At 59.4% G+C, this 20130-nt stretch carries 20 protein-coding genes; 10 read left to right on the top strand and 10 right to left on the bottom strand.

Annotated features, from left to right (window positions below; genetic code table 11):
• Positions 1–39: 39 nt before the first annotated feature.
• The gene (rlmD, locus tag ACW5XC_RS10660) at positions 40–1392 is read right to left on the bottom strand and encodes a 23S rRNA (uracil(1939)-C(5))-methyltransferase RlmD (RefSeq protein ID WP_042052435.1); all 1353 of its coding nucleotides are present in this window, start codon (positions 1390–1392) and stop codon (positions 40–42) included.
• Positions 1393–1665: 273 nt separating this feature from the next.
• Between rlmD and ACW5XC_RS10655 the strand changes: the two genes are divergently transcribed.
• Positions 1666–3390, top strand: coding sequence for a proline--tRNA ligase (locus ACW5XC_RS10655; RefSeq protein WP_042052436.1), 1725 nt, complete (start codon positions 1666–1668; stop codon positions 3388–3390).
• Between the two features lie 90 nt (positions 3391–3480).
• Here the strand turns inward: ACW5XC_RS10655 and ACW5XC_RS10650 are convergent, their stop codons facing one another.
• The 3 genes from ACW5XC_RS10650 to ACW5XC_RS10640 form a co-directional block, all read right to left on the bottom strand.
• Complete coding sequence (locus ACW5XC_RS10650; RefSeq protein ID WP_042052437.1) at positions 3481–4161, bottom strand: SDR family oxidoreductase; 681 nt, start codon at positions 4159–4161, stop codon at positions 3481–3483.
• 128 nt (positions 4162–4289) lie between these two features.
• Entirely contained in the window at positions 4290–4922 is a 633-nt protein-coding gene (locus tag ACW5XC_RS10645; protein WP_005354809.1) for a TIGR04219 family outer membrane beta-barrel protein, read from the bottom strand.
• A gap of 95 nt (positions 4923–5017) precedes the next feature.
• Entirely contained in the window at positions 5018–5467 is a 450-nt protein-coding gene (locus ACW5XC_RS10640; protein ID WP_005335782.1) for a copper chaperone PCu(A)C, read from the bottom strand.
• Positions 5468–5557: 90 nt separating this feature from the next.
• Here ACW5XC_RS10640 and ACW5XC_RS10635 point away from each other — a divergent pair, with 90 nt between their 5' ends.
• Positions 5558–6307: an enoyl-CoA hydratase-related protein gene (locus tag ACW5XC_RS10635; RefSeq protein WP_042052438.1), complete on the top strand. Its 750-nt coding sequence runs from the start codon at positions 5558–5560 to the stop codon at positions 6305–6307.
• Positions 6308–6324: 17 nt separating this feature from the next.
• On the opposite strand, the gene ACW5XC_RS10630 is transcribed toward ACW5XC_RS10635, so the two are convergent.
• Positions 6325–6753 carry a DUF2753 family protein gene (locus ACW5XC_RS10630; protein WP_005335785.1) on the bottom strand — a complete coding sequence of 143 codons (429 nt, stop codon included), beginning with the start codon at positions 6751–6753 and terminating at the stop codon, positions 6325–6327.
• A 283-nt stretch (positions 6754–7036) separates the two neighbouring features.
• On the opposite strand from ACW5XC_RS10630, the gene ACW5XC_RS10625 reads away from it, so the two are divergent.
• The gene (locus ACW5XC_RS10625) at positions 7037–7696 is read left to right on the top strand and encodes a CatB-related O-acetyltransferase (RefSeq protein ID WP_042052439.1); all 660 of its coding nucleotides are present in this window, start codon (positions 7037–7039) and stop codon (positions 7694–7696) included.
• A 94-nt stretch (positions 7697–7790) separates the two neighbouring features.
• On the opposite strand, the gene ACW5XC_RS10620 is transcribed toward ACW5XC_RS10625, so the two are convergent.
• Positions 7791–8498 carry a ParB-like protein gene (locus tag ACW5XC_RS10620; RefSeq protein ID WP_042052440.1) on the bottom strand — a complete coding sequence of 236 codons (708 nt, stop codon included), beginning with the start codon at positions 8496–8498 and terminating at the stop codon, positions 7791–7793.
• 184 nt (positions 8499–8682) lie between these two features.
• On the opposite strand from ACW5XC_RS10620, the gene ACW5XC_RS10615 reads away from it, so the two are divergent.
• From ACW5XC_RS10615 to ACW5XC_RS10605, 3 genes are all read left to right on the top strand, one after another.
• Positions 8683–10287: a peptide ABC transporter substrate-binding protein gene (locus tag ACW5XC_RS10615; protein WP_042052441.1), complete on the top strand. Its 1605-nt coding sequence runs from the start codon at positions 8683–8685 to the stop codon at positions 10285–10287.
• Between the two features lie 118 nt (positions 10288–10405).
• Positions 10406–10705 (top strand): hypothetical protein, encoded by a 300-nt coding sequence (locus tag ACW5XC_RS10610; protein WP_005335795.1) that lies wholly within the window; start codon positions 10406–10408, stop codon positions 10703–10705.
• A gap of 137 nt (positions 10706–10842) precedes the next feature.
• Positions 10843–12402, top strand: a complete 1560-nt coding sequence (locus ACW5XC_RS10605; protein ID WP_042052442.1) for a methyl-accepting chemotaxis protein — start codon at positions 10843–10845, stop codon at positions 12400–12402.
• A gap of 69 nt (positions 12403–12471) precedes the next feature.
• On the opposite strand, the gene dusA is transcribed toward ACW5XC_RS10605, so the two are convergent.
• On the bottom strand, positions 12472–13458 hold the full coding sequence (gene dusA, locus ACW5XC_RS10600) for a tRNA dihydrouridine(20/20a) synthase DusA (protein WP_042052443.1): 987 nt from the start codon (positions 13456–13458) through the stop codon (positions 12472–12474).
• A 137-nt stretch (positions 13459–13595) separates the two neighbouring features.
• Between dusA and zur the strand changes: the two genes are divergently transcribed.
• From zur to ACW5XC_RS10585, 3 genes are read left to right on the top strand one after another with little or no spacing between them, the layout of a single operon-like run.
• Positions 13596–14054, top strand: coding sequence for a zinc uptake transcriptional repressor Zur (gene zur, locus ACW5XC_RS10595; RefSeq protein WP_074042686.1), 459 nt, complete (start codon positions 13596–13598; stop codon positions 14052–14054).
• Entirely contained in the window at positions 14044–14505 is a 462-nt protein-coding gene (locus ACW5XC_RS10590; protein WP_005335807.1) for a chemotaxis protein CheX, read from the top strand. Before zur ends, ACW5XC_RS10590 begins: the two co-directional genes overlap by 11 nt.
• 4 nt (positions 14506–14509) lie before the next feature.
• Positions 14510–14740: a hypothetical protein gene (locus tag ACW5XC_RS10585; protein ID WP_042052444.1), complete on the top strand. Its 231-nt coding sequence runs from the start codon at positions 14510–14512 to the stop codon at positions 14738–14740.
• 73 nt (positions 14741–14813) lie between these two features.
• Here ACW5XC_RS10585 and brnQ (ACW5XC_RS10580) read toward each other — a convergent pair whose 3' ends face one another.
• The 3 genes from brnQ (ACW5XC_RS10580) to ACW5XC_RS10570 all read right to left on the bottom strand — a co-directional run bounded on the left by brnQ (ACW5XC_RS10580) (position 14814) and on the right by ACW5XC_RS10570 (position 18749).
• Positions 14814–16091 carry a branched-chain amino acid transport system II carrier protein gene (gene brnQ / locus ACW5XC_RS10580; protein WP_042052445.1) on the bottom strand — a complete coding sequence of 426 codons (1278 nt, stop codon included), beginning with the start codon at positions 16089–16091 and terminating at the stop codon, positions 14814–14816.
• A gap of 451 nt (positions 16092–16542) precedes the next feature.
• Complete coding sequence (gene brnQ, locus ACW5XC_RS10575) at positions 16543–17847, bottom strand: branched-chain amino acid transport system II carrier protein (RefSeq protein WP_005335813.1); 1305 nt, start codon at positions 17845–17847, stop codon at positions 16543–16545.
• 191 nt (positions 17848–18038) lie between these two features.
• Positions 18039–18749 (bottom strand): tRNA1(Val) (adenine(37)-N6)-methyltransferase, encoded by a 711-nt coding sequence (locus tag ACW5XC_RS10570; RefSeq protein WP_042052446.1) that lies wholly within the window; start codon positions 18747–18749, stop codon positions 18039–18041.
• A gap of 119 nt (positions 18750–18868) precedes the next feature.
• On the opposite strand from ACW5XC_RS10570, the gene srmB reads away from it, so the two are divergent.
• Positions 18869–20092 (top strand): ATP-dependent RNA helicase SrmB, encoded by a 1224-nt coding sequence (srmB, locus tag ACW5XC_RS10565; RefSeq protein WP_040066999.1) that lies wholly within the window; start codon positions 18869–18871, stop codon positions 20090–20092.
• Positions 20093–20130 lie beyond the last annotated feature (38 nt).

Below are 20130 nucleotides of genomic sequence, written 5' to 3'. Positions count from 1 at the left end.
GCTGGCGTCGTTTTTTTATGGGCAAGAGTCGGGGGCGACTTATGCCTTGGCGGGCAGGCTCAAGCGGGCAACCGCTTCCACATGCATGGAGTGCGGGAACATATCGACCGGTTGCACTTCGTCCAGCACGAAGCCCTGCTTGACCAGCCAAGCAAGGTCGCGGGCCAAAGTCTGCGGGTTGCAGGAGACATAGACCAGACGGCGGGGCGCCATGGCGACCAGGGTCTGCAGCACCGCCTTGTCACAGCCTTTGCGCGGCGGATCCATCACCACCACGTCAGCGGTCACGCCCTGGGCGTGCAGCTCGGGCATCAGCTGCTCGGCCTTGCCGACGTGGAATTCGGTGTGCTCGATGCCGTTGAGGGCGGCGTTGCGGCGGGCATCGCTGATGGCGCTCTCCACCGACTCGATCCCGACGACCTTGGCGGCCTTGCCAGCCAGGAACAGGGAGATGGTGCCGATACCGCAATAGATGTCGAACACCGTCTCGTTACCGGTCAGCTCGGCATACTCGAGGGCGCTGGAGTAGAGCACATCGGTCTGGGTCGGGTTGTTCTGGAAGAAGGAGAGCGGCGAGATCTCGAACTCGAGTTCGTGGATCTTGTCGCGGATCACCCCTTCGCCGAGCAGCACCCGGTTGGTGGCGCCCAGAATGCGGTTGGTGCGCTCATCGTTGATGTTCTGCACCAGGGTAGTGATAGGCAGATCGCTTAAGCTCGCCAGCAGCTCGACTTCGAACGGCAGCTCCTCGCCCAGGGTCACCAACACCACCATCAGTTCGCCGCTCTTGAAGCCCTTGCGGGTCATCAGGTTACGCACGCAGCCGCTGTGGTTTACTTCGTCATAGGCGGCGATGTCGTGCGCGCGCATCCAGTTGCGCACCCGGGCGTTGAGCTCGACGTGCAGCGGATCCTGCACCGCACAGTCATCAGCGGTGATGAGATCGTGGGAGTGCTTGCGATAAAAACCGATCTCGGCACCGGCGTCACAGCCACGCACCGCATATTGCGCCTTGTTGCGATAGGCGAACGGGCTCTCCATGCCAAGGATATCCTTGACCGGGGTGTCACCCAGCCCGACCTGTTCCAGTGCGCTCTGCACCAAGGCCTGCTTGAGCTTGAGCTGGGCCGGATAGGCCAGCGGACGTACCTGACAGCCACCACACTCGGTGTTGGGGCAGAAATCGGCAACCCGATCGGCGGAGGGCTGGAGCAGCTCGGCAACCTTGCCGTGCAGATAGTTCGGCTTGACCTCGGTCAACTCCACCAGCGCCTGCTCACCGGGCAGCAGACCTTCGACAAACAGGGGGCGATCGAACAGGCGTCCTTTGCCATCTCCTTTGTCGGTCAGTTCCAGGATCTCGATCTGGTGTTGATGTCCCACTAACGGCATGAGCGGCTCCAAAAGTACTAAAAATGGGGGGTGATGAACGCGGCAGAGCCATGCCCATCGAGAAAAGGTGGCAGAGTTTAGCGGAGATCCGGCCAAATTGCAGGCATAAAAAGCCTGCTTGTTGCAATGGTCATTGCCCTGACCATCTGCCGGGCGTGGCCACCTTTCGGGTTGCGGCAAATTTAGCCCTTGGGCCGCAACGCCCAGCCTGTTAAAATTCCGCCCTTGAAATTATCCTGGGCCCCGCGCCCGTTCTAGCTAAGGTCTACCGCGATGCGTACCAGCCAATATCTGCTTTCCACTCTCAAGGAAACCCCCTCCGACGCTGAAGTTGTCAGCCACCAGCTGATGCTGCGCGCCGGGATGATCCGTAAACTGGCCTCCGGCATGTATGCCTGGTTGCCAACCGGTCTGCGGGTACTGAAGAAAATCGAGAACATTGTTCGCGAAGAGATGAACAATGCTGGTGCCGTCGAAGTCTCCATGCCGGTGGTTCAGCCTGCCGAGCTGTGGCAGGAGTCCGGCCGCTGGGATGACTACGGTCCCGAGCTGTGCCGTCTGACCGACCGCCACAACCGTCCCTTCGTGCTGGGCCCGACCCACGAAGAGGTGATCACTGCGCTGGTGCGTTACGAAGTGAACAGCTACAAGCAGCTGCCGCTCAACCTCTACCAGATCCAGACCAAGTTCCGCGACGAAGTGCGCCCCCGTTTCGGCGTGATGCGCGGCCGCGAATTCCTGATGAAGGATGCTTACTCCTTCCACATCGACAAGGAATCTCTGGTCGATACCTACGAGAAGATGCACGCCGCCTACTGCAAGGCGTTCACCCGCATGGGTCTGAACTTCCGTCCGGTGCAAGCCGATACCGGCTCCATCGGGGGTACCGGTTCCCACGAATTCCAGGTGCTGGCCGAGAGCGGTGAAGACTTGATCGCCTTCTCCGACAGCTCCGATTACGCCGCCAACATCGAGATGGCCGAAGCGCTGGCACCGGCTGGTGAGCGCGCTGCCGCCACCGCAGCCCTGACCAAGGTTGCCACCCCGAACGTCCACACCATCGACGAAGTGGCCGCCTTCCTGAACGTGGCACCGACCGCCATCGCCAAGACCCTGCTGGTACTGGCAGAGGAAGATGAGCACGGCAAGCAGACCGTTATCGCGCTGGTACTGCGTGGCGACCACGAGCTGAACGAAATCAAGGCCGAGAAACTGGCTGGCGTGGCCAACCCGCTGACCTTCGCCAACGACGAGCAGATCAAGGCGGCCGCCGGTTGCGATGCAGGCTCCATCGGCCCGGTCGGCTTTGCCGGTCGCATCATCGTCGATCGCAGCGCCGCCCATCTGGCGGACTTCGTCTGCGGCGCCAACGAAACCGGCTTCCACCTGACCGGTGCCAACTGGGATCGCGACATCGCTTCTTACGAAGTTGCCGACCTGCGCAACGTGGTGGAAGGCGACCCGAGCCCGTGCGGCCAGGGCAAGCTGCTGCTCAAGCGCGGTATCGAAGTGGGCCACATCTTCCAGCTGGGTACCAAGTACTCCGAAGCGATGAAGGCGAGCGTGCTGAACGAAGCTGGCAAATCCGTCACCATGGAGATGGGTTGCTACGGTATCGGGGTTTCCCGTCTGGTGGCCGCTGCCATCGAGCAGAACAACGACCAGTACGGCATCATCTGGCCGGACGCCATCGCCCCGTTCGAAGTGGCCATCGTGCCGATGAACATGCACAAATCCGAGCGCGTGGCCGAGCAGGCACAACAGTTCTACGCCGAGCTGAAAGCCGCTGGTGTAGACGTGCTGTTCGACGACCGTAAAGAGCGCCCGGGCGTGATGTTCGCCGACATGGAGCTGCTGGGCATCCCGCACGCCATCGTCATCGGCGATCGCGGTCTGGACAACGGCGTGGTGGAGTACAAGTGCCGCCGCACCGGCGAGAAGCAGGAAGTGGCCATCAGCGACATCATCGCCATGCTCAAGGCCAAGCTGGGCCGTTAATTCCGCCCTCTTCCCGATATAAAAAAGCGCGCCATTTGGCGCGCTTTTTGTTTCTGTGTGCTGACGACGGCAACCGGATGAAGGGTTGCCTCAGGGATTGCGACCGATAAAGAGATCGGTCACGTGGCAGCTGCTTCTGGCTTCCAGTGCGTCGAGCATATAGGCCGCCGCATCTTCCGGAGTCATGAAGCCACTCGGGTCCACGTGATCCGAGTTGTCCCAGAATTCGCTGCGGATCCCGCTCGGGTAGAGGTTGACCAGCCGCAGTGGCGAGCCTTTCAGCTCGGCGCGCAAGGATTCGAGAAAGCCGCGCATCCCCCATTTGGAGGCGCAGTAGAGGCTCTCGTTAGCCTTGCCCACCTGCGCGGCGGAGGAGAGCACATTGGCCAACACTCCGCCTTTCTCACCGATAAGCCGCACCGTCTGCTGAGCCACCAGAATGGTGGAGATGAGATTGCTCTCCACCACCCGGCGGATCTGTTCAGCGGTGTAAACACCGACCGGGCCAAACTCGCCGACCCCGGCGCAGTGGATCACCATGTCGGGCTGCCCGCCCCACTCCACCGCTGCAGCGAAGGCGACGTCAACCTCTTCATGGTGCGCCAGATCGGCCGCGATGCCGATCACCGCGCTGCCGAGCAGTTGTTCCTGCTCCTGCAGTCGCTGATAACGGCGCCCCATCATGGAGACCTGATGGCCCCGCTCAACCAGACCTATGGTCAGCGCCCGGCCGAGACCAGAACCGGCACCTGTCACTATGATGTGGCCCATTATCGCTCCTCGTCGCCAGTCGACGGTCAGATTAGAAAGTGAACTCATCGCCCATGAACCATCCATCGACAGAATGCTCTGATAGATGTTGGCGAAGAATATCACCCCCGTTGTCAGACAACGCCGGATTAGAAAGTGAATTCGCCGCCCATGAACCAGCCATCGACAGACTGGTCGATATTGGCGAAGTCGACCTTGGCTTCACGCCAGCCGGCACGCAGCTTGATCGGCATGGAGGAGAACTTGTAGGAACCGCCCAGACGGTAGTCATAGTTGTCCGCATCGTGAGTGCGCAGATCGCCGAAGAAGGCGATGCCGGTGCCCGGGATCTTCACTTCGCTGCCGGCATAGGCCATCAGGGTATCTTCGTCATAACCCTTGCGACCGAAGTAGACCTGCTCGCCATCGTAGTGACGGCCGGTCATACCCAGATCGATCTTGAACAGATCGTTGTTAAACAGACGGTAGTAGAGGCTCAGATCGTAGGCAGTCAGATCGTTCTTGAAGTTGCCGCCGGAGGTGCTGAAATCGGAGACTTCAAACTTGGCGTTCGGCAGGAAGATGATGCCGTGTTCCAGTTGCAGATAGCCGTTCCAGTTGTAGCTGTCGTCATAGCTGCCATCAGCACTGGTGCCATAAGCCTGACCACTGCCCTTGGCGGCCCATACGTCGGCACCGGCGGCAAAACGCCAGTCGTCAGCGGCCATGGCACTCTGGCTGCACAGAGCCAGCACAAAACCGGCAATCAGCGTCTTTTTCATTACGTCACTTCCTCTTGCATACATGGAAAAGAGCACTATTTTACTCGGTGCAGCCAAAATACCCAGCGTCAATCCTGAACAAACGACGACAAATGTCAGTGCTTCATATGCTTCATCTCTGCCATCGGCTCAATCGGCTTCACCGGCAGTGACAGATCCAGCTTCTGACCATCATCCATGGTGAGGGTGAGCGGGAAAGGGGTCTGCTCGGAGAGCGTGCCCACCTCGAACAGCATGATGTGCAGGCTGCCCGGTTTCAGCACCGCTTCGCCCTTGGCCGGGATCTCGATATTCTCGACCTGACGCATCTTCATCACGCCATTTTCGTGCAGATGAGTGTGCAGCTCGGCACGCCCGGCCGCAGCAGAAGCCGCCGCCACCAGCTTGACCGGCTGGTCGGCGTCATTCTTGAGCACCATAAAGGCGGCAGTGTTGGGGGAGCCCGGCGGCAACAGGCGCACATAACCGTCGACAGCCTCGACCTTGGCCAGTGCAGGCGCCGTCATACCCAGAACCAGCAGAGAATAAAACGCACGTTTAAACATGGTTGAAATCCTTTTATGATGTTGTTAAACGGCGCCAAGGTTACCCCAGCAGCAACCTTTTTTGCACCTTTCAATAACAAGGATTTAGACATGGCCCCCATTCTCATTGCCGAGCAGCAGGATGGCTTGCTCACCCTGACCCTCAACCGCCCCGACAAGCGCAACGCCCTCAATACCGAGCTCTATAAGCAACTGGTGGCAGCGCTGCGAGAGGCGGCAGCCGATGAGGAGGTGCATGTCCTGCTGTTGCAGGGGCAGCAAGATTGCTTTACCGCGGGCAATGATCTGGCCGACTTTATGGGCAAGAGCGCGCTGGAGCCCGACGACCCCATCCTGCAGTTCCTCCACACCCTGGCCGATTTCCCCAAACCCGTGATCGCCGCTGTTGCAGGTCCTGCAGTAGGGATAGGCACCACCATTCTGCTGCACTGCGATCTGGTCTATCTGGCGGATAACGCCCGCTTGCAGCTTCCTTTCGTCGAGTTGGGACTGGTGCCGGAGTTCGCCTCCAGCCTGCTGCTGCCACGTCTAGTGGGACACCTCAAGGCGGCCGAGCTGTTGCTGCTGGCCGAGGCGATGGATGCCGAGGAAGCGCTACGTCTCGGGCTGACCAACAAGGTGGTGGCGGCCGATGGAGTGCTCTCCTTTGCCCGCGAGCAGGGGCTGAAGCTGGCGGCCAAACCGCCCAGAGCGCTACAAAAGAGCAAGGCGCTGCTGAAACAGGAGCTTAAACAGGCGGTACACTTTGTCATCGATTTGGAGGCGCGCGCCTTCGCCCAGGCACTGCAAGGGGAAGAGGCGCAGCAACGTATCGCCCAGAAACTCAAACGGCGAGGCTGAGCCGCGCCCACATCCGCTCAGTTGAGACGAAACCGACCGATCAGCTCGCAGCCCTGCACCTTGTCCTGCAGCTGGATCAGCCGGGCAATTTCCGGATTGGGGTGGCGCTTGAGAAAGGCGAGCAGGGCTCCGCGACAGCAACCCAGCTCGCTGATCAGTGCCTCGCACTCCCGGTTTGGGCACTGCGGCACCAGCGCAGTGACCAGCTCGGAGGCAAGTTTCAGGTAGCGCAACTCGTAAGTCGGCTCATCCATCGCCCGCCAGAAGTCAGCCAGCCGGTGACAGGTGGCGACCCGCATGGTGGCCAGCTCGGTCAGCTCGACCTGAGTCATCTCGTAAACATCCCCCAGCGCCTGCTGATAAAAGCAGATCGCTGCCCCCAGCGAACCGGCCTGCCAGGCACGCTCCGCCTCCAGCATGTATCGTTGCCAACTTTGCGGTGTCATCTCGCTCTCCCGAGTCCGTCATGGTGGGAGTGTTATCATGGCTAATTGAGAATAAATATCAACCAGATGGTTAGTGCAGGATCTCTGCAAAACCTTGGCAAACCCGGCGCCCGCCCTTATGATCGCGCCCCCCCCCTCCTTTGGAGCACACCACAATGCGACCACGCCTCCCGCAGATGCTGGGCTGCTCCCTACTCTGCGTGCCCCGCATGCTGGTCTGGATCTATTAGCTGCGCTCAAGCGAACGCAACCCATCCGATCCATTCAGCAAAGGAGTACCAGCATGAACACCTGCCAACACTGGTCGCAGGTCGAATACCTGCACCTGACGGTGACCAACCCCAATATCTGCCTCAAGGGACAACACAGCTACTACTCGGGTGCCTGGGATGGCCCCTTCGAAGAGGTGGCAGTGCGCTACCTCCATGGCGATCCCTTCAGCCGCAGCCCGGACACCGGCTGGGAACCGCTCTGGCATATCGACCGGCTCCATATCGGCGACTATGTGCAAATTGCCGCTGGGGTGAAGATCATCATGGGGGGCAACCATACCCACAACACCGCCTTCATCAGCACCTATCCGTTCGCCGATCTGGCGGCGCTCCAGCGCAGCTACCGCCCCGCTGGCGATACCCGCATCGGTAACGATGTCTGGATCGGCATGGAGGCGATGATCATGCCCGGCGTCACCATCGGCGACGGCGCCATCATCGCCGCCCGCTCGCTGGTCAATCAGGATGTGCCGCCCTATGCCATGGTGGCGGGCACCCCGGCCAAGATGGTGCGGATGCGCTTTGGCGAGGAGGAGATTGCCCGGCTACAGGCCCTCGCCTGGTGGGATTGGCCGGATCAACAGGTCAACGATCTGCTACCGCTGATCCAGCAAGGTGACGTCGCCCTGCTTGAACAGGCGGCTGCCCGCTGGGCGGAGCGCCATGAGTGACCACCGCTAACCAGTAGCTGACAGCAGGAGGGCGACCCTTGGGTCGCCCTCTGTTATCTCCGGCATACTCTTGATGCCGTCATCGCACATCCACTCACTGCGCGCTTTTGGACTGGTTGAGGCTGCACTGCTTGCCGGGATAACCGGGTAGATCCTTGGCATCGCTGCCGCAGGCGAGCCGTTTGGCCTGTTGCAGCCTGGCCGCCAGATTGGCGCTGTCCACCGGCATCCATTGCATCTGCTTGCCGAGCCAGCTGGCCCAGGCAAACTCGACGAAATAGATCTGTTTGTCCTTGCGAAAGTAGCCCGCATTCTGCAGCAGCCCGGCCAAGGTGCGATAGGGATAATCAGACAGCTTGTCGATACTGGTCGGCAACTGCTCCGGGGTCAGCGGCTGCCCCTTCTCATCCTTGAGCCAGGCCCAATGGTTGTTCTGCATCTGGCTCCAGAAGTTGGCTTTGTCCTGCAGACGGCCAATCACCTTGACCCGGGCATCCTTGACGCCCTGCTGCCACAGCGCCTTGGTGAGATGGTGTCTATCCACCAGCCAGTAGCTGCCATCCGGCGCAATCACCACGGGGATCTCTTTCTTTTTCATCAACTTGTCGAGCTGCTTTGCGCTCATGCCTGCCAATGTGGCCTGGGTCTCATCAACCTGGATCTGGCCGACGCCCCCCTGAGTCGGGTGCAAGGCATCGATGCCGATCTCGCACCAGTTGCCCACCGCCGTGTCGCTCTGGCACGGGGCCAACGCCCAGGCACTCTGGCTCAACACACAGGCCAGCAATAACCATGCTTTCATCGTTTGACACTCCTCACCACATTGAACTGCACAGACGCCGGGAACGCTCTTCTACCCCGATTGGGAGTGAGAGTCGAATGCTGGCGGCCAGACCAGCAAACGGGATATCATGATTTCCCATCTGTCGGCGATATTTTCTCGCCGAGTTTTCTCCCCGCTTCACACTATTTGAAGGATCCGACCCATGAAAGGATGGAGCCCCTTGCTGGCCCTGCTGGGCTGTGCTGCTGTCCAGGCTGCCGATATTCCCGCCGGAACACAACTCGCCGCCGAGCAGATTGTCGTTCGCCACCTCAAGGATGAACCTGCGAGCCTGAGCCCGCTCAAGCTGGTCGGCCTGCCGGAGTTGCAGGTACTGCGGGATCTGTTCGAGGGGCTGCTGACCCAGGGGCCGGATGGCAAACCGATTGCCGGGGTGGCGGCCAGCTGGGAGAACAAGGGCAACCAGTTCTTTACCTTCCATCTGCGCCCGGATGCGCGCTGGTCCAACGGCGATCCGGTCAAGGCCGGCGACTTCGTCTACGGCTGGCGCAAGCTGGTCGACCCGAAAGAGGCGGCCACCTTCGCCTGGTTTGCCCAACTGGCCCGTTTCGACAAGGTGGACGAGATAGTCGCTGGCAAATTGCCTGCCAGCGAGCTGGGGGTCAAGGCCCTCGATGACCACACCCTGCAGGTGACCCTCTCCCAGCCGGTGCCCTACTTCCTGAACCTGCTGAGCCACCCCAGCCTGTCGCCGCTCCATCAGGCCAGCATCGAACAGTACGGCAACCTGTGGACCCAACCCGGCAAACTGGTGGGCAATGGTGCCTTTGTGCTGAACAACCGGGTGGTCAACGAGAAGCTGGAGCTGACCCCCAACCCTTATTACTGGGATCGGGCCCATACCGTATTGACCAAGGTGATCTTCATGCCGATCAATCAGGAGAGCGCGGCGACCAACCGCTATCTGGCTGGCGATCTGCATATCACCGAATCCTTCCCCAAGGAGCAGTACGACAAGCTGAAGCAGCAGATCTCGAATGAGGTCTACACCCCGGATCAGCTCGGCACCTACTACTACGCCTTCAATACCAAGCAGGCACCACTGAACGATGTGCGGGTGCGCAAGGCGCTCTCCTACACCATCGATCGCACCCTGATCGCCGACAAGGTGCTCGGTACCGGCGAGAAACCTGCTTATCACTTCACTCCGGATGTGACCGCCAGCTTTACCCCGGCCGCCAACTTGCTCTCCACCAGCAGCCAACCGGCGCTGGACAGCAAGGCCAAGGCCCTGCTCAAGGAGGCCGGTTACGGCCCGGACAAGCCGCTCAAGCTGACCCTGCTCTACAACACTGCGGAAATTCACAAGAAGATGGCGCTGGCCATCGCCAGCATGTGGAAACAGAAGCTGGGCGCAGAGGTCGAGCTGACCAATCAGGAGTGGAAAACCTATCTCGACAGCCGCCAAAGCGGGCAGTTCGAGGTGATCCGCTCCTCCTGGGTCGCCGATTACAACGACCCGTCAGCGTTCCTCGGCCTGTGGGGCTCTCGTCACAGTGGCAATATGGCTGGCTTTGCCAATGCCCGTTATGACCAGCTGCTGGCAGAGGCGGCCAGCACCCAGGATGCCGCCAGCCGCAGCAAGCTGTTTGGCGAGGCGGAGGCGATCCTGCTGGATCAAGCCCCCATCGCCCCCATCTACCAGTACACCAATGCCCGCCTCATCAAGCCATGGCTCAAGGGCTACCCCATCAACAACCCGGAAGATGTGGCCTACAGCCGCCAACTCTACCTCGTCAAACACTGACACCGGCCACAACGATGCGAGGCCCCGCAGGGCCTCGCTATTGATACTGTTCACACCCCGATTTCCAGCCTAAAATGCCGCCCCTTCTGTTCAATTAATCTTCAATGCCCAGTCAGACATGCGTTATTTGATACTGCTCTCGTTATTGTGGACCCTGCCTGCTCAGGCCAACAGCGAATCTCAATGCCAGCAAGAGTTTGTCGGCTGGATGCTGCATCAGCAGCAACAGTTCAGCGATCGCAAGTCTGACAAGATGGAACGGCGCCGGGCCGAGCGGGCCATCGAATTGGCTCGTCAGGAGTACGACAAGCAGACCAGCTTTTGCAAGACGATGGAGCTGGTGCGCAGCTACAAAGATAGCGATCCGCGCTTTAAACCGAGAAGCGGCGAAGTTCACGATTTCACCCCGGCCAGCTGACCCTCACTTCATCAATTCATTGTGTTGATTAATTGACCCAAGCCAAGTTCGGGTCACTGAAGAGCCTTAGAATGATTAACTGAGAACGACAATAAAAAACATAGTTATCAGTTATTTGGCTTTTTCAGGAACGACACATGACCAAACTCCATCAGGAGGGGGAGATACACTTCCCCGACAACATCGCACTCATCTCGACCACGGATCCCGCCAGTCATATTACCTATGCCAACCAGCACTTCTGTGATGTGGCCGGGTATGGTGCGGCCGAAATGGAAGGGGTGCCCCACAATCTGGTGCGACACCCCGACATGCCCAAGGCGGCCTTCGCCGACATGTGGCAGCGGCTGCGACAGGGCAAAAGCTGGATGGGGCTGGTCAAGAACCGCGCCAAAAGCGGTCAGTTCTATTGGGTAAACGCTTACGTCACCCCGATCCTCAATGCGCAGAAGGAGATCGTCGAGTTCCAGTCGGTGCGCACCAAACCCGCCGCCAGCGATGTGGCCTGGGCCGAGCAGCTCTATGGCCTGTTGCGCAGCGGCAAGGCGCTTCCCTGGCTGAGCCGCTTTCACTTTGAACCGGGTCAGCTGACCCTCTGGCTCTCCGTTTCTGCCTTGTTCACCACCCTTGCTACCTTTGCTACCGGCAACCTGTTATGGCTGCTGCCCACCGCCTTGTTGCTGTTGGCACAGGCAACCCACGGCTGGCGATTGCAGCAACGGCTGGCTCATCTGCTCACCCTTGCCGATCAAGACAAGGGAACCCGCCTCTGTCAGGTGCTCTACACCCGACGGCACGACACTCTGGCGGCCGTCGAACTGGCCCTACGGATGAAGCAGGCCGAGCTCAAGGCCGTGGTCGGGCGCAGCGCCGACACCAACCAGCAGATCCTGCAGGCAGCCGAAGATGACCGGGGCAATATCCAGACCATCGATACCCACCTACAGCAGCAGCGCGCCCACAGCGAGCAGCTGGCGACCGCCATCACCGAGTTGAGCCACTCCATTCGGGATGTGGCCCACAGTGCCCATGAGGCAAGCAATCTGGTCATAGAGGTACAGCAGGTATCCGACGAGGGGCTGCAAGCATTGGCGACCACCCGTTCTGCCGTCAACCAACTCCATCAGGAGCTGGATGCCAACCACGCCGTGCTGGCCCAGCTCACCAGCGACAGCCAGAAGATCAGCGGCATTCTGGAGGTGATCAGTCAAATCGCCGACCAGACCAACCTGCTCGCCCTCAATGCGGCCATCGAGGCTGCCCGGGCGGGCGAACAGGGGCGCGGTTTTGCCGTGGTGGCGGATGAAGTGAGGGCGCTGGCTCAGAAGACCCGTGCCTCGACCAGCGAGATCCACGAGATGATCCAGGCGCTGCAACAGACTACACGACAGCTGTCGGACGGGATGACGCAAGGGGCGCAGACTTCGGTGCGTTGCCAGCAGCACGCGGGCACCACCGCCGACGTGCTCACCCAGATCAATAGGATGCTGGGGCAGGTAACCCGCACCAGCGACGAGATCGCCCAGGCGGTGAGTCAGCAGGCCGACGTCACGGCGACCCTCGATGAAGGGGTACACCAGATCCACCAGCTGGCCAGCCACACCGCCGACAACAGCAGGCAGGCCCTCGATGGCATCACCCTGCTGGTAGAGCGGCTGCAGGACCTCTCGCGGCTGATCAACCAGTTCAGACATTGAAGCGACAGCGATCAAAAAAGCGCGTCAACTGACGCGCTTTTTGGCTGCTCTTGCCTTGGCACAACTAGCTTATTCGGCCGTCTCGCTGGCGGCAAACTCCGGCACCTTGGCCATGGCATCCAGCACCACCTGAATATCCGCTCCCGGTTTGCAGGCGTTCTCGCTCAGGTGACGACGCCAGGCGCGGGCCCCCTGCATATTCTGGAACAGCCCCAGCATGTGGCGGGTCATGTGGGAGAGGTAGTTGCCCTTGGCCAGCTCCTGCTCGATATAGGGCAGCATCATCCGCACCACTTCGTGGCGGCTCGGCACGGCGTTGTTCTGGCCGAACACCAGATTGTCCACCTGCGCCAGAATGTAGGGGTTCTGATAGGCTTCGCGCCCCATCATGACGCCATCGACGTGTTGCAGGTGCTCCAGAGTCTGCTCCATGGAGGTGACACCGCCGTTGAGGGCGATGGTGAGATCCGGGTAATCCTGCTTGACCCGATAGACCCGAGGGTAATCGAGGGGCGGGATCTCGCGGTTCTCCTTGGGGCTCAGGCCGCTCAGCCACGCCTTGCGGGCATGGACGATAAAGGTATCGCAACCGGCATCGCGCACCTGTTCGATAAAGGTCTGCAGAAATTCGTAGGAGTCCTGATCGTCGATACCGATACGGGTCTTCACCGTCACCGGAATATCGACCACATCGCGCATCGCCTTGACGCAGTCTGCCACCAGCGCCGGTTCACCCATCAAGCAGGCGCCAAAGCGGCCATTCTGCACCCGATCAGAGGGGCAACCGACGTTGATGTTCACCTCGTCATAGCCGCGCTCCTCGGCCAGCTTGGCACAGCGCGCCAGATCGGCCGGATTGCTACCACCCAGTTGCAGGGAGATGGGGTGCTCCTGCTCGCTGTAACCCAGATAATCCCCCTTGCCATGGATGATGGCGCCGGTGGTCACCATTTCGGTATAGAGCAAGGTCTGGCGGCTCATCAGTCGATGAAAGTAACGGCAATGCCGATCAGTCCAGTCCAGCATGGGGGCGATGGAAAAACGCTGCGCCTGCATAAAAATCATCCGGGTTGGCTAAAGAAAGGGGCGGATTTTATCACAACGTGAAGCAGCCCCAGAAAATGAATTTTGTCGCCGCGCCATGCGAGGCCCTGTGATAGTATCCGGCTAATAGAAAGGGTATCTGCGCGATCATGAATCAAGACCAACTTTTACAACGAGCCGAGCGACTCTGTATACAGCGAGGGATCCGCTTCACCCCGACCCGACGTCAGGTATTTCGCCTGCTGGCGGCACACGGCAACGCCATCAGCGCCTATGATTTGTTGGCCCAGCTGCAACAAACCGAAGCCAATGCCAAGCCGCCAACCGTCTATCGGGCACTCGATTTTTTGCTCGAACAGGGCTTTGCTCACAAGGTGGAATCTCTCAACGCGTTTATCTTCTGCTGCCACTTCGATCACGCTCACCCGATGCAGTTGTTGATCTGCGACGAGTGCGGGGATGTGGTCGAGCTTCACGATGCGGCGATCGATAGCGCGTTTTCCGAGCAGGCCCACTTGCATGGTTTTACTATTACCAATAAGACGATAGAGGCACATGGCCAATGTGCCCGTTGTACGCCCACTGTAGGAAGTCATCATGAAGGCTGATTTTGTAAATCCGTTCCTGCTATCCCTGCTCAATGTGCTCTCGACCATGGCACAGCTGGAACTCAAACCGGGCAAACCGAAACGCAAGATGGATGAGTTGGCGCGCGGTGACGTCTCCGGCCTGATTGGCATGGTCGGCCCGCAGACCCGTGGCTCCCTCTCCATCAGCTTCGAGAAGGGGCTGGCGCTGGAGATCATGCGCCGCATGCTGGGGGAAGCGCCCGCCAACATCAACGAAGAGGTGACCGACATGGTCGGTGAAATCACCAACATGGTAACCGGCGGTGCCAAGCGGATGCTGGGCGAGAAGGGCTACGAGTTTGACATGGCGACCCCCATCATCGTCTCCGGCCCCAACCACACCATTACCCACCGTGCCGATGGCACCAAGATCATGATGCCGTTCGAATCGGATTTCGGTCGCGCCACTATCGAAATCTGCTTCGAGTAACCCTATGTGGAAAGCATTGAAATGGATTTTCATCTGCTGGGCCCTGCTGTTGATCCTGTCGGACATTCAGATCAGCACCTCCCTCTACAAGTACGAAGATAACCGGGTGCTCATCAACTTCCCGCGCTGGGAAGCCAAGCAGCCCTGGGGCACCTTCGAGTGGCATGCCGGACGGGTAGAAACCCACTGGTATGGTCTGGATGGCAAACCCAAGCCGTCAGGCCCGCAAATTTGATCCGGTAACGGATCCGGCAGAAACAGAAGAGGCCAGCAGTTGCTGGCCTCTTTGCTATCTCGTTGACCCTGAATCAAGCCGCTTCGGCAGCCAACTTCCCGCTTGGTCGCACCAGGATGCCGACGATGCAGGCCAGCAGAGTCGGCAGCAGCCAGGCAAGCCCCTTGTCGAACAGCGGCAGGAAGGCAAAGCCGTCCATCGACATACCGGCAGCGCCCAGCCCATCGAGGCAACCAAACAGAAAGGCGACCGTCAGCACGCCGCGAAACGCCAGCCGTGCCTGGGCAAACCATCCCTTGAGGAAGGTCACCAGCACCAGCGCGATGGCAACCGGATAGATGGCCACCAGCACCGGGATGGAGAGGCCAATCAGCTCGCTCAACCCCACATTGGCTACCAGCGCACAGAGCGCCCCCAGCAGGATCACCCAGTTGCGATAGGTCCAGCCAGTCAGGCCATGGAAGTAGTCGGCACCGGCACAGAGCAGGCCAACTGCGCTGGTAAAACAGGCCAGGGTGATGATGGCAGCAAGAATAAACTGACCCGGTTGGCCAAACAGGCTCAGGACGTAGGCATTGACGATGGCCCCACCATTGCTGATATCGCTTGCCACCCCACCGGCGCTGTTGCCCAGCTGAAAGAGCGAGACATACACCGCCGACAACCCGACCGCCGAGATCAAGCCTGCAATGGTCAGATATTTGAACTGACTGCGATAATCCTCGATCCCCTTCTGGCGCAACAACCCGATGATCAGGGCACCAAACATCAGGGAGGCCAGGGTATCCATGGTGTTGTACCCTTCCAGCATTCCTTTGGTCAGGGCTGCATCTATGTACTCACCGCTGGCATCAGGCATGGTGCCCTGCGGCATCATAAAGACCCCGACCGCCAGAATAAGCAGCATCGCCATCAGGGCTGGGGTCAGATACTTGCCGACCGCATCGAGCAGCTTGCCCCGATCGAGCGCCACCAGGATCACCAGCGCAAAGAAACTCAGGGTGTAGATCAGCAGTCCCGCATGACCGGCATCGCCAAGCCAGGGCTTGAGCCCCATCTCGTAGGCGACCAGACCGGTGCGGGGAATGGCAAAGGCTGGCCCCATGATGATATAGATGGCGATGGCCAGCGCCGTCGCCGCCCCGGCGGGCAGATAGCGGGTCATTCCGGTCCAGCCACTCGCGCCGCCTCCCGAACTCCCCTTGGCCACCGCAATCAGGGTGATCAGCGGCAAGCCCACCGCCGTCAGCAAAAAGCCGCACATGGCGGCCAGCAGATGCTCACCAGCCATAAAACCGGCCAGCGGCGGAAAAATGATATTGCCAGCCCCCAGATAGAAGGCAAACGTCATAAACCCCAATCCGAATACGTCGGACAACTTCAATGATTTCGTCAAACTCAACCTCATCTGCCTTATCAGCTTGTTATTGATTGCACCCACTGCCTGGCAGATAACCGGTAACAATACCTCTCGCCCCCACACGGCCTGCGGACCGGATGAGGTGCACCACCTTTAGCATAAAGAAGAGGAGTTCGATCTCAATCACCAATTAATATCTTGAAACAATTTACCGCAGCGGAATTAATCGCCGAACAACTCAGCAATCCATAAACAGGTGTCACACGTGGCGTATTGGAGGCAAGAAGGGGGGAACAGGTTATAGCGGCAAGATACGGCTGCTCAGATGCTATCTGAGCACGGGGACAACTACGGCAGTGTAAAGCGAGGCGAGAAGCTAGGCTCACAGAAAACAAAAGAGCCTGCACGGGGCAGGCTCTTGGCAATATCAGATCGGGTGTGATCAGGCAGCTTCGGCAGCCATCTCGGTCGGACGCACCATCACGCCAACTACGCAGGCCAGCAGGGTCGGCATCAGCCAGGCGAGGCCCTTGTCGAACAGCGGCAGGAAGGCAAACGCATCCATCTTCATACCGGCAGCACCCAGACCATCCAGGCAACCAAACAGGAAGGCAACCATCAACACGCCACGGAACACCAGACGGGGACGGCCGAAGTAACCCTTCAGGAAGGTGACCAGTACCAGCGCCACGGCAACCGGATAGATGGCAACCAGCACCGGAATGGAGAGGCTGATCAACTGGCTCAGACCCACGTTGGCCACCACGGCACAGATAACGCCCAGCAACACCACCAGCTTCTTGTAAGCCATGCCGGTCAGATTGTGGAAGAAATCAGAGCAGGCAGAGATCAGGCCCACGGCAGTGGTGAAGCAAGCCAGAGTGATGATGGCCGCCAGAATGAACTGACCCGGCTGACCAAACAGGCTCAGTACGTAGGCGTTGACGATGGCGCCACCATTGCTGACATCCGTCGCCACACCGGCTGCCGTGTTACCCAGCTGGAACAGGGAGACGTACACCACGCTCAGACCAACGGCAGAGATAAGGCCGGCAATGGCCAGATACTTGAACTGGCTCTTGTAATCGTTGATGCCTTTCTGGCGCAGCAGATCGACGATCAGGGCGCCAAACATCAGTGACGCCAGGGTGTCCATGGTGTTGTAGCCTTCCAGGATCCCTTTCACGAAGGGGCTGTTCTGATAGTCACCGGATGCATCAGGCATGGAGCCTTGCGGCGCAACAAATACCCCGATCGCCAGAGTCAGCAGCAGCAGCATCAGTACCGGAGTCAGGTATTTGCCGATGGCGTCCATCAGCTTGCCCTGGTTCATGGAAACCAGAATGGCCACACCAAAGAAGATCACGGTATAGGCAGCCAGACCAGCCTGCCCCATATCGCCGATAAACGGCTTGAGGCCCATTTCATAGGCAACCAGACCGGTACGGGGCGCGGCAAAGGCCGGACCGATGATGATATAGATGGCAACGGCCAGCGCAGTCGCGACACCGGCAGGCAGCAGTTTGGTCATGCCAGCCCAACCGTTACCGGCTTTCGCCACGGCCAGAATGGTTACCAGAGGCAGGCCCACGGCAGTGACCAGGAAGCCAAACATCGCCAAGGAGAGGTGCTCACCAGCCATGTAACCGGCCAACGGCGGGAAAATGATGTTACCGGCGCCCAGGTAGAAGGCGAAGGTCATAAACCCTAATCCGAGTACATCGGACAATGTGAGTGATTTCGTCAAGTTCAACCTCGTCTGTCTTGTAAATTATTGCTTGTTATAGTTTTTATCGGTCGCTGACCGGGTGTGTTCAGGGGGTATAAAAAAAGAGCCCCGCATGTTTTTTCATCGCAACCAGTGGTTTTAGCTGGTCTGGAGCGGGCGCTCGATCTGGAACCAGCATAATGGCGTGAAAAAATAGTTCAAGACGAAATTTACATCTTCAAATAGAAGGGCTTGGTCAGTTGGATATATCTGTCGGAATAGGCCCCATCAGCAGAATGGATCACAATTTCACCCCTCTCGCACCTGTTTAATCCTCTGCCAAGTAGCAATAAAACACGATTTGCCTCTTTACCCTCTCTGGTGATAACAGCTGTATAACAAATGCCATGCAGATCATAATTCGCCGAAATGCATAAAATTTCATCGGCCATCGCCGTCGGCAGCACCAGCGCTACCTGCCCGTTCGGGCTCAGCAAACGATCGCAGGCAGCCAGTAATGCGTGGCTGTCGAGGGCGCCGGTATGGCGGGCCAACGCCCTCGCCGGATCGCTAAATGACTGGCCTGCCACGAAATAGGGAGGGTTGGAGACGACAAGATCGTAAGGGGCAGCCTGATAATCCTGAATGGCACTCTCTATGACGGTTACCCGATCGGCCCAGGGAGAGGACGCCGCATTCTCCCGCGCCTGACTGGCCGCATTAATATCCAGTTCGACCGCATCAAGACGACAGTCAGATCTGCTGCGTTGGGCCAGCATCAGGGCGATCAGGCCGCTGCCGGTGCCGATATCGAGCACTCGACGCGCCTGTTCGACCGGCGCCCAGGCACCGAGCAAAATGCCATCGGTACCCACCTTCATGGCACAGCTATCGTGATTGATATGGAACTGTTTGAAGGTAAATCCGCGACTACGTCCCATCTAGCCCCCGTCATCTGCAAAAATGGTGGGCGATTATAGCGGCTAAGACACACTCACCAATAGGAGCCGACGAGATAATCGCCTATAATCTGCCGTTTCCTTAATGACCGAGTATTGCCATGAGCCAGTCCTTTGATGATTTCGACCTGCACCCAGCCCTCAACCGGGCCTTGGCCGAGATGGGATTCACCCGCCCCACCACCATCCAGCAGATGGTGCTGGAGCCAGCCCTGGACGGCCGCGATATTCTGGCATCCGCTCCGACCGGTACCGGCAAGACCGCCTCTTTCCTGCTGCCGGCACTCCAGCACCTGCTGGACTTCCCGCGCCGCAAGCCGGGCCCCTGCCGCATGCTGATCCTGACCCCGACCCGCGAGCTGGCGCTGCAGGTGACCGCCCACGCCAAGGCGCTGGCGGCTCACACCAACCTCAGCATCGAGACCATCATCGGCGGCGTCAGCCATGAAGAGCAGCTGCCTGCCCTGACCAAAACCACCGACATCGTGGTGGCCACCCCGGGCCGTCTGCTCGAATACATCGAGAAAGAGGAGTTCGAGAGCCACGACATCGAAGTGCTGGTGCTGGATGAAGCGGACCGCATGCTGGACATGGGCTTTATCAAGGATGTGAACCGCATCGTGGAAGAGGCGCGCTACCGCAAGCACACCATGCTCTTCTCCGCCACCCTGGAAGGGGCTGGCCTTGAGAAGTTCGCCAACGAGATCCTCAAGGATCCTGTGGAGCTGCACGCCGAGCCGCCGCGCAGCGAACGTCGCCCCATTACCCAGTGGATCCATCTGGCCGATGACGCCGCCCACAAGCTGGCGCTGCTGACCCATATCCTGAAAGATCCGGAAACCCATAAGGCGATCATCTTCGTCAAGACTCGCGAGCGTCTGGCGGAGCTCTCCGGCCAGCTGCAGGCTGCAGGTATCTCCTGCGCCTGGATCCGTGGCGAGATGGAGCAGAGCAAGCGTATCGAGTCGATCCGCAAGTTCCACGAAGGGGAAGTGCCCTTCCTGATCGCCACCGACGTCGCCGCCCGCGGCATCGACCTGCCGAACGTCAGCCATGTCATCAACTACGACATGCCCTACGGCGCCGATGTCTACGTCCACCGGATCGGCCGTACTGGCCGCGCTGGCAACCGTGGCTGTGCCATCAGCCTGGTGGAAGCCCACGACATGGCGATGGTCGCCAAGATCGAGCGCTACACCGAGGAGCGCCTCAAGCGCCGGGTGATCGACGAGCTGCGCCCGAAACACAAGGAAGCGCGGGTACCGGTGAAGAAGAAAAAGCCGGTCGACAAGAAGAAGTCCGCCAAGAAGAAAAAGAAGAAGTGATCGCCTGGCGATAAAGAGAAGGGCCATCCCGCGGGATG

It is taken from the genome of Aeromonas sp. 25-AL00135 (genome assembly GCF_054052385.1).
Note: the sequence above shows the minus strand (reverse complement) of the source record. Positions and strands in the feature narration are given on the sequence as shown.

Coding starts and splice junctions, on each gene's coding strand:
- rlmD (WP_042052435.1), bottom strand. CDS start 1,392: ATGCCGTTAGTGGGACATCAACACCAGATCGAGATCCTGGAACTGACC.
- ACW5XC_RS10655 (WP_042052436.1), top strand. CDS start 1,666: ATGCGTACCAGCCAATATCTGCTTTCCACTCTCAAGGAAACCCCCTCC.
- ACW5XC_RS10650 (WP_042052437.1), bottom strand. CDS start 4,161: ATGGGCCACATCATAGTGACAGGTGCCGGTTCTGGTCTCGGCCGGGCG.
- ACW5XC_RS10645 (WP_005354809.1), bottom strand. CDS start 4,922: ATGAAAAAGACGCTGATTGCCGGTTTTGTGCTGGCTCTGTGCAGCCAG.
- ACW5XC_RS10640 (WP_005335782.1), bottom strand. CDS start 5,467: ATGTTTAAACGTGCGTTTTATTCTCTGCTGGTTCTGGGTATGACGGCG.
- ACW5XC_RS10635 (WP_042052438.1), top strand. CDS start 5,558: ATGGCCCCCATTCTCATTGCCGAGCAGCAGGATGGCTTGCTCACCCTG.
- ACW5XC_RS10630 (WP_005335785.1), bottom strand. CDS start 6,753: ATGACACCGCAAAGTTGGCAACGATACATGCTGGAGGCGGAGCGTGCC.
- ACW5XC_RS10625 (WP_042052439.1), top strand. CDS start 7,037: ATGAACACCTGCCAACACTGGTCGCAGGTCGAATACCTGCACCTGACG.
- ACW5XC_RS10620 (WP_042052440.1), bottom strand. CDS start 8,498: ATGAAAGCATGGTTATTGCTGGCCTGTGTGTTGAGCCAGAGTGCCTGG.
- ACW5XC_RS10615 (WP_042052441.1), top strand. CDS start 8,683: ATGAAAGGATGGAGCCCCTTGCTGGCCCTGCTGGGCTGTGCTGCTGTC.
- ACW5XC_RS10610 (WP_005335795.1), top strand. CDS start 10,406: ATGCGTTATTTGATACTGCTCTCGTTATTGTGGACCCTGCCTGCTCAG.
- ACW5XC_RS10605 (WP_042052442.1), top strand. CDS start 10,843: ATGACCAAACTCCATCAGGAGGGGGAGATACACTTCCCCGACAACATC.
- dusA (WP_042052443.1), bottom strand. CDS start 13,458: ATGCAGGCGCAGCGTTTTTCCATCGCCCCCATGCTGGACTGGACTGAT.
- zur (WP_074042686.1), top strand. CDS start 13,596: ATGAATCAAGACCAACTTTTACAACGAGCCGAGCGACTCTGTATACAG.
- ACW5XC_RS10590 (WP_005335807.1), top strand. CDS start 14,044: ATGAAGGCTGATTTTGTAAATCCGTTCCTGCTATCCCTGCTCAATGTG.
- ACW5XC_RS10585 (WP_042052444.1), top strand. CDS start 14,510: ATGTGGAAAGCATTGAAATGGATTTTCATCTGCTGGGCCCTGCTGTTG.
- brnQ (WP_042052445.1), bottom strand. CDS start 16,091: ATGACGTTTGCCTTCTATCTGGGGGCTGGCAATATCATTTTTCCGCCG.
- ACW5XC_RS10570 (WP_042052446.1), bottom strand. CDS start 18,749: ATGGGACGTAGTCGCGGATTTACCTTCAAACAGTTCCATATCAATCAC.
- srmB (WP_040066999.1), top strand. CDS start 18,869: ATGAGCCAGTCCTTTGATGATTTCGACCTGCACCCAGCCCTCAACCGG.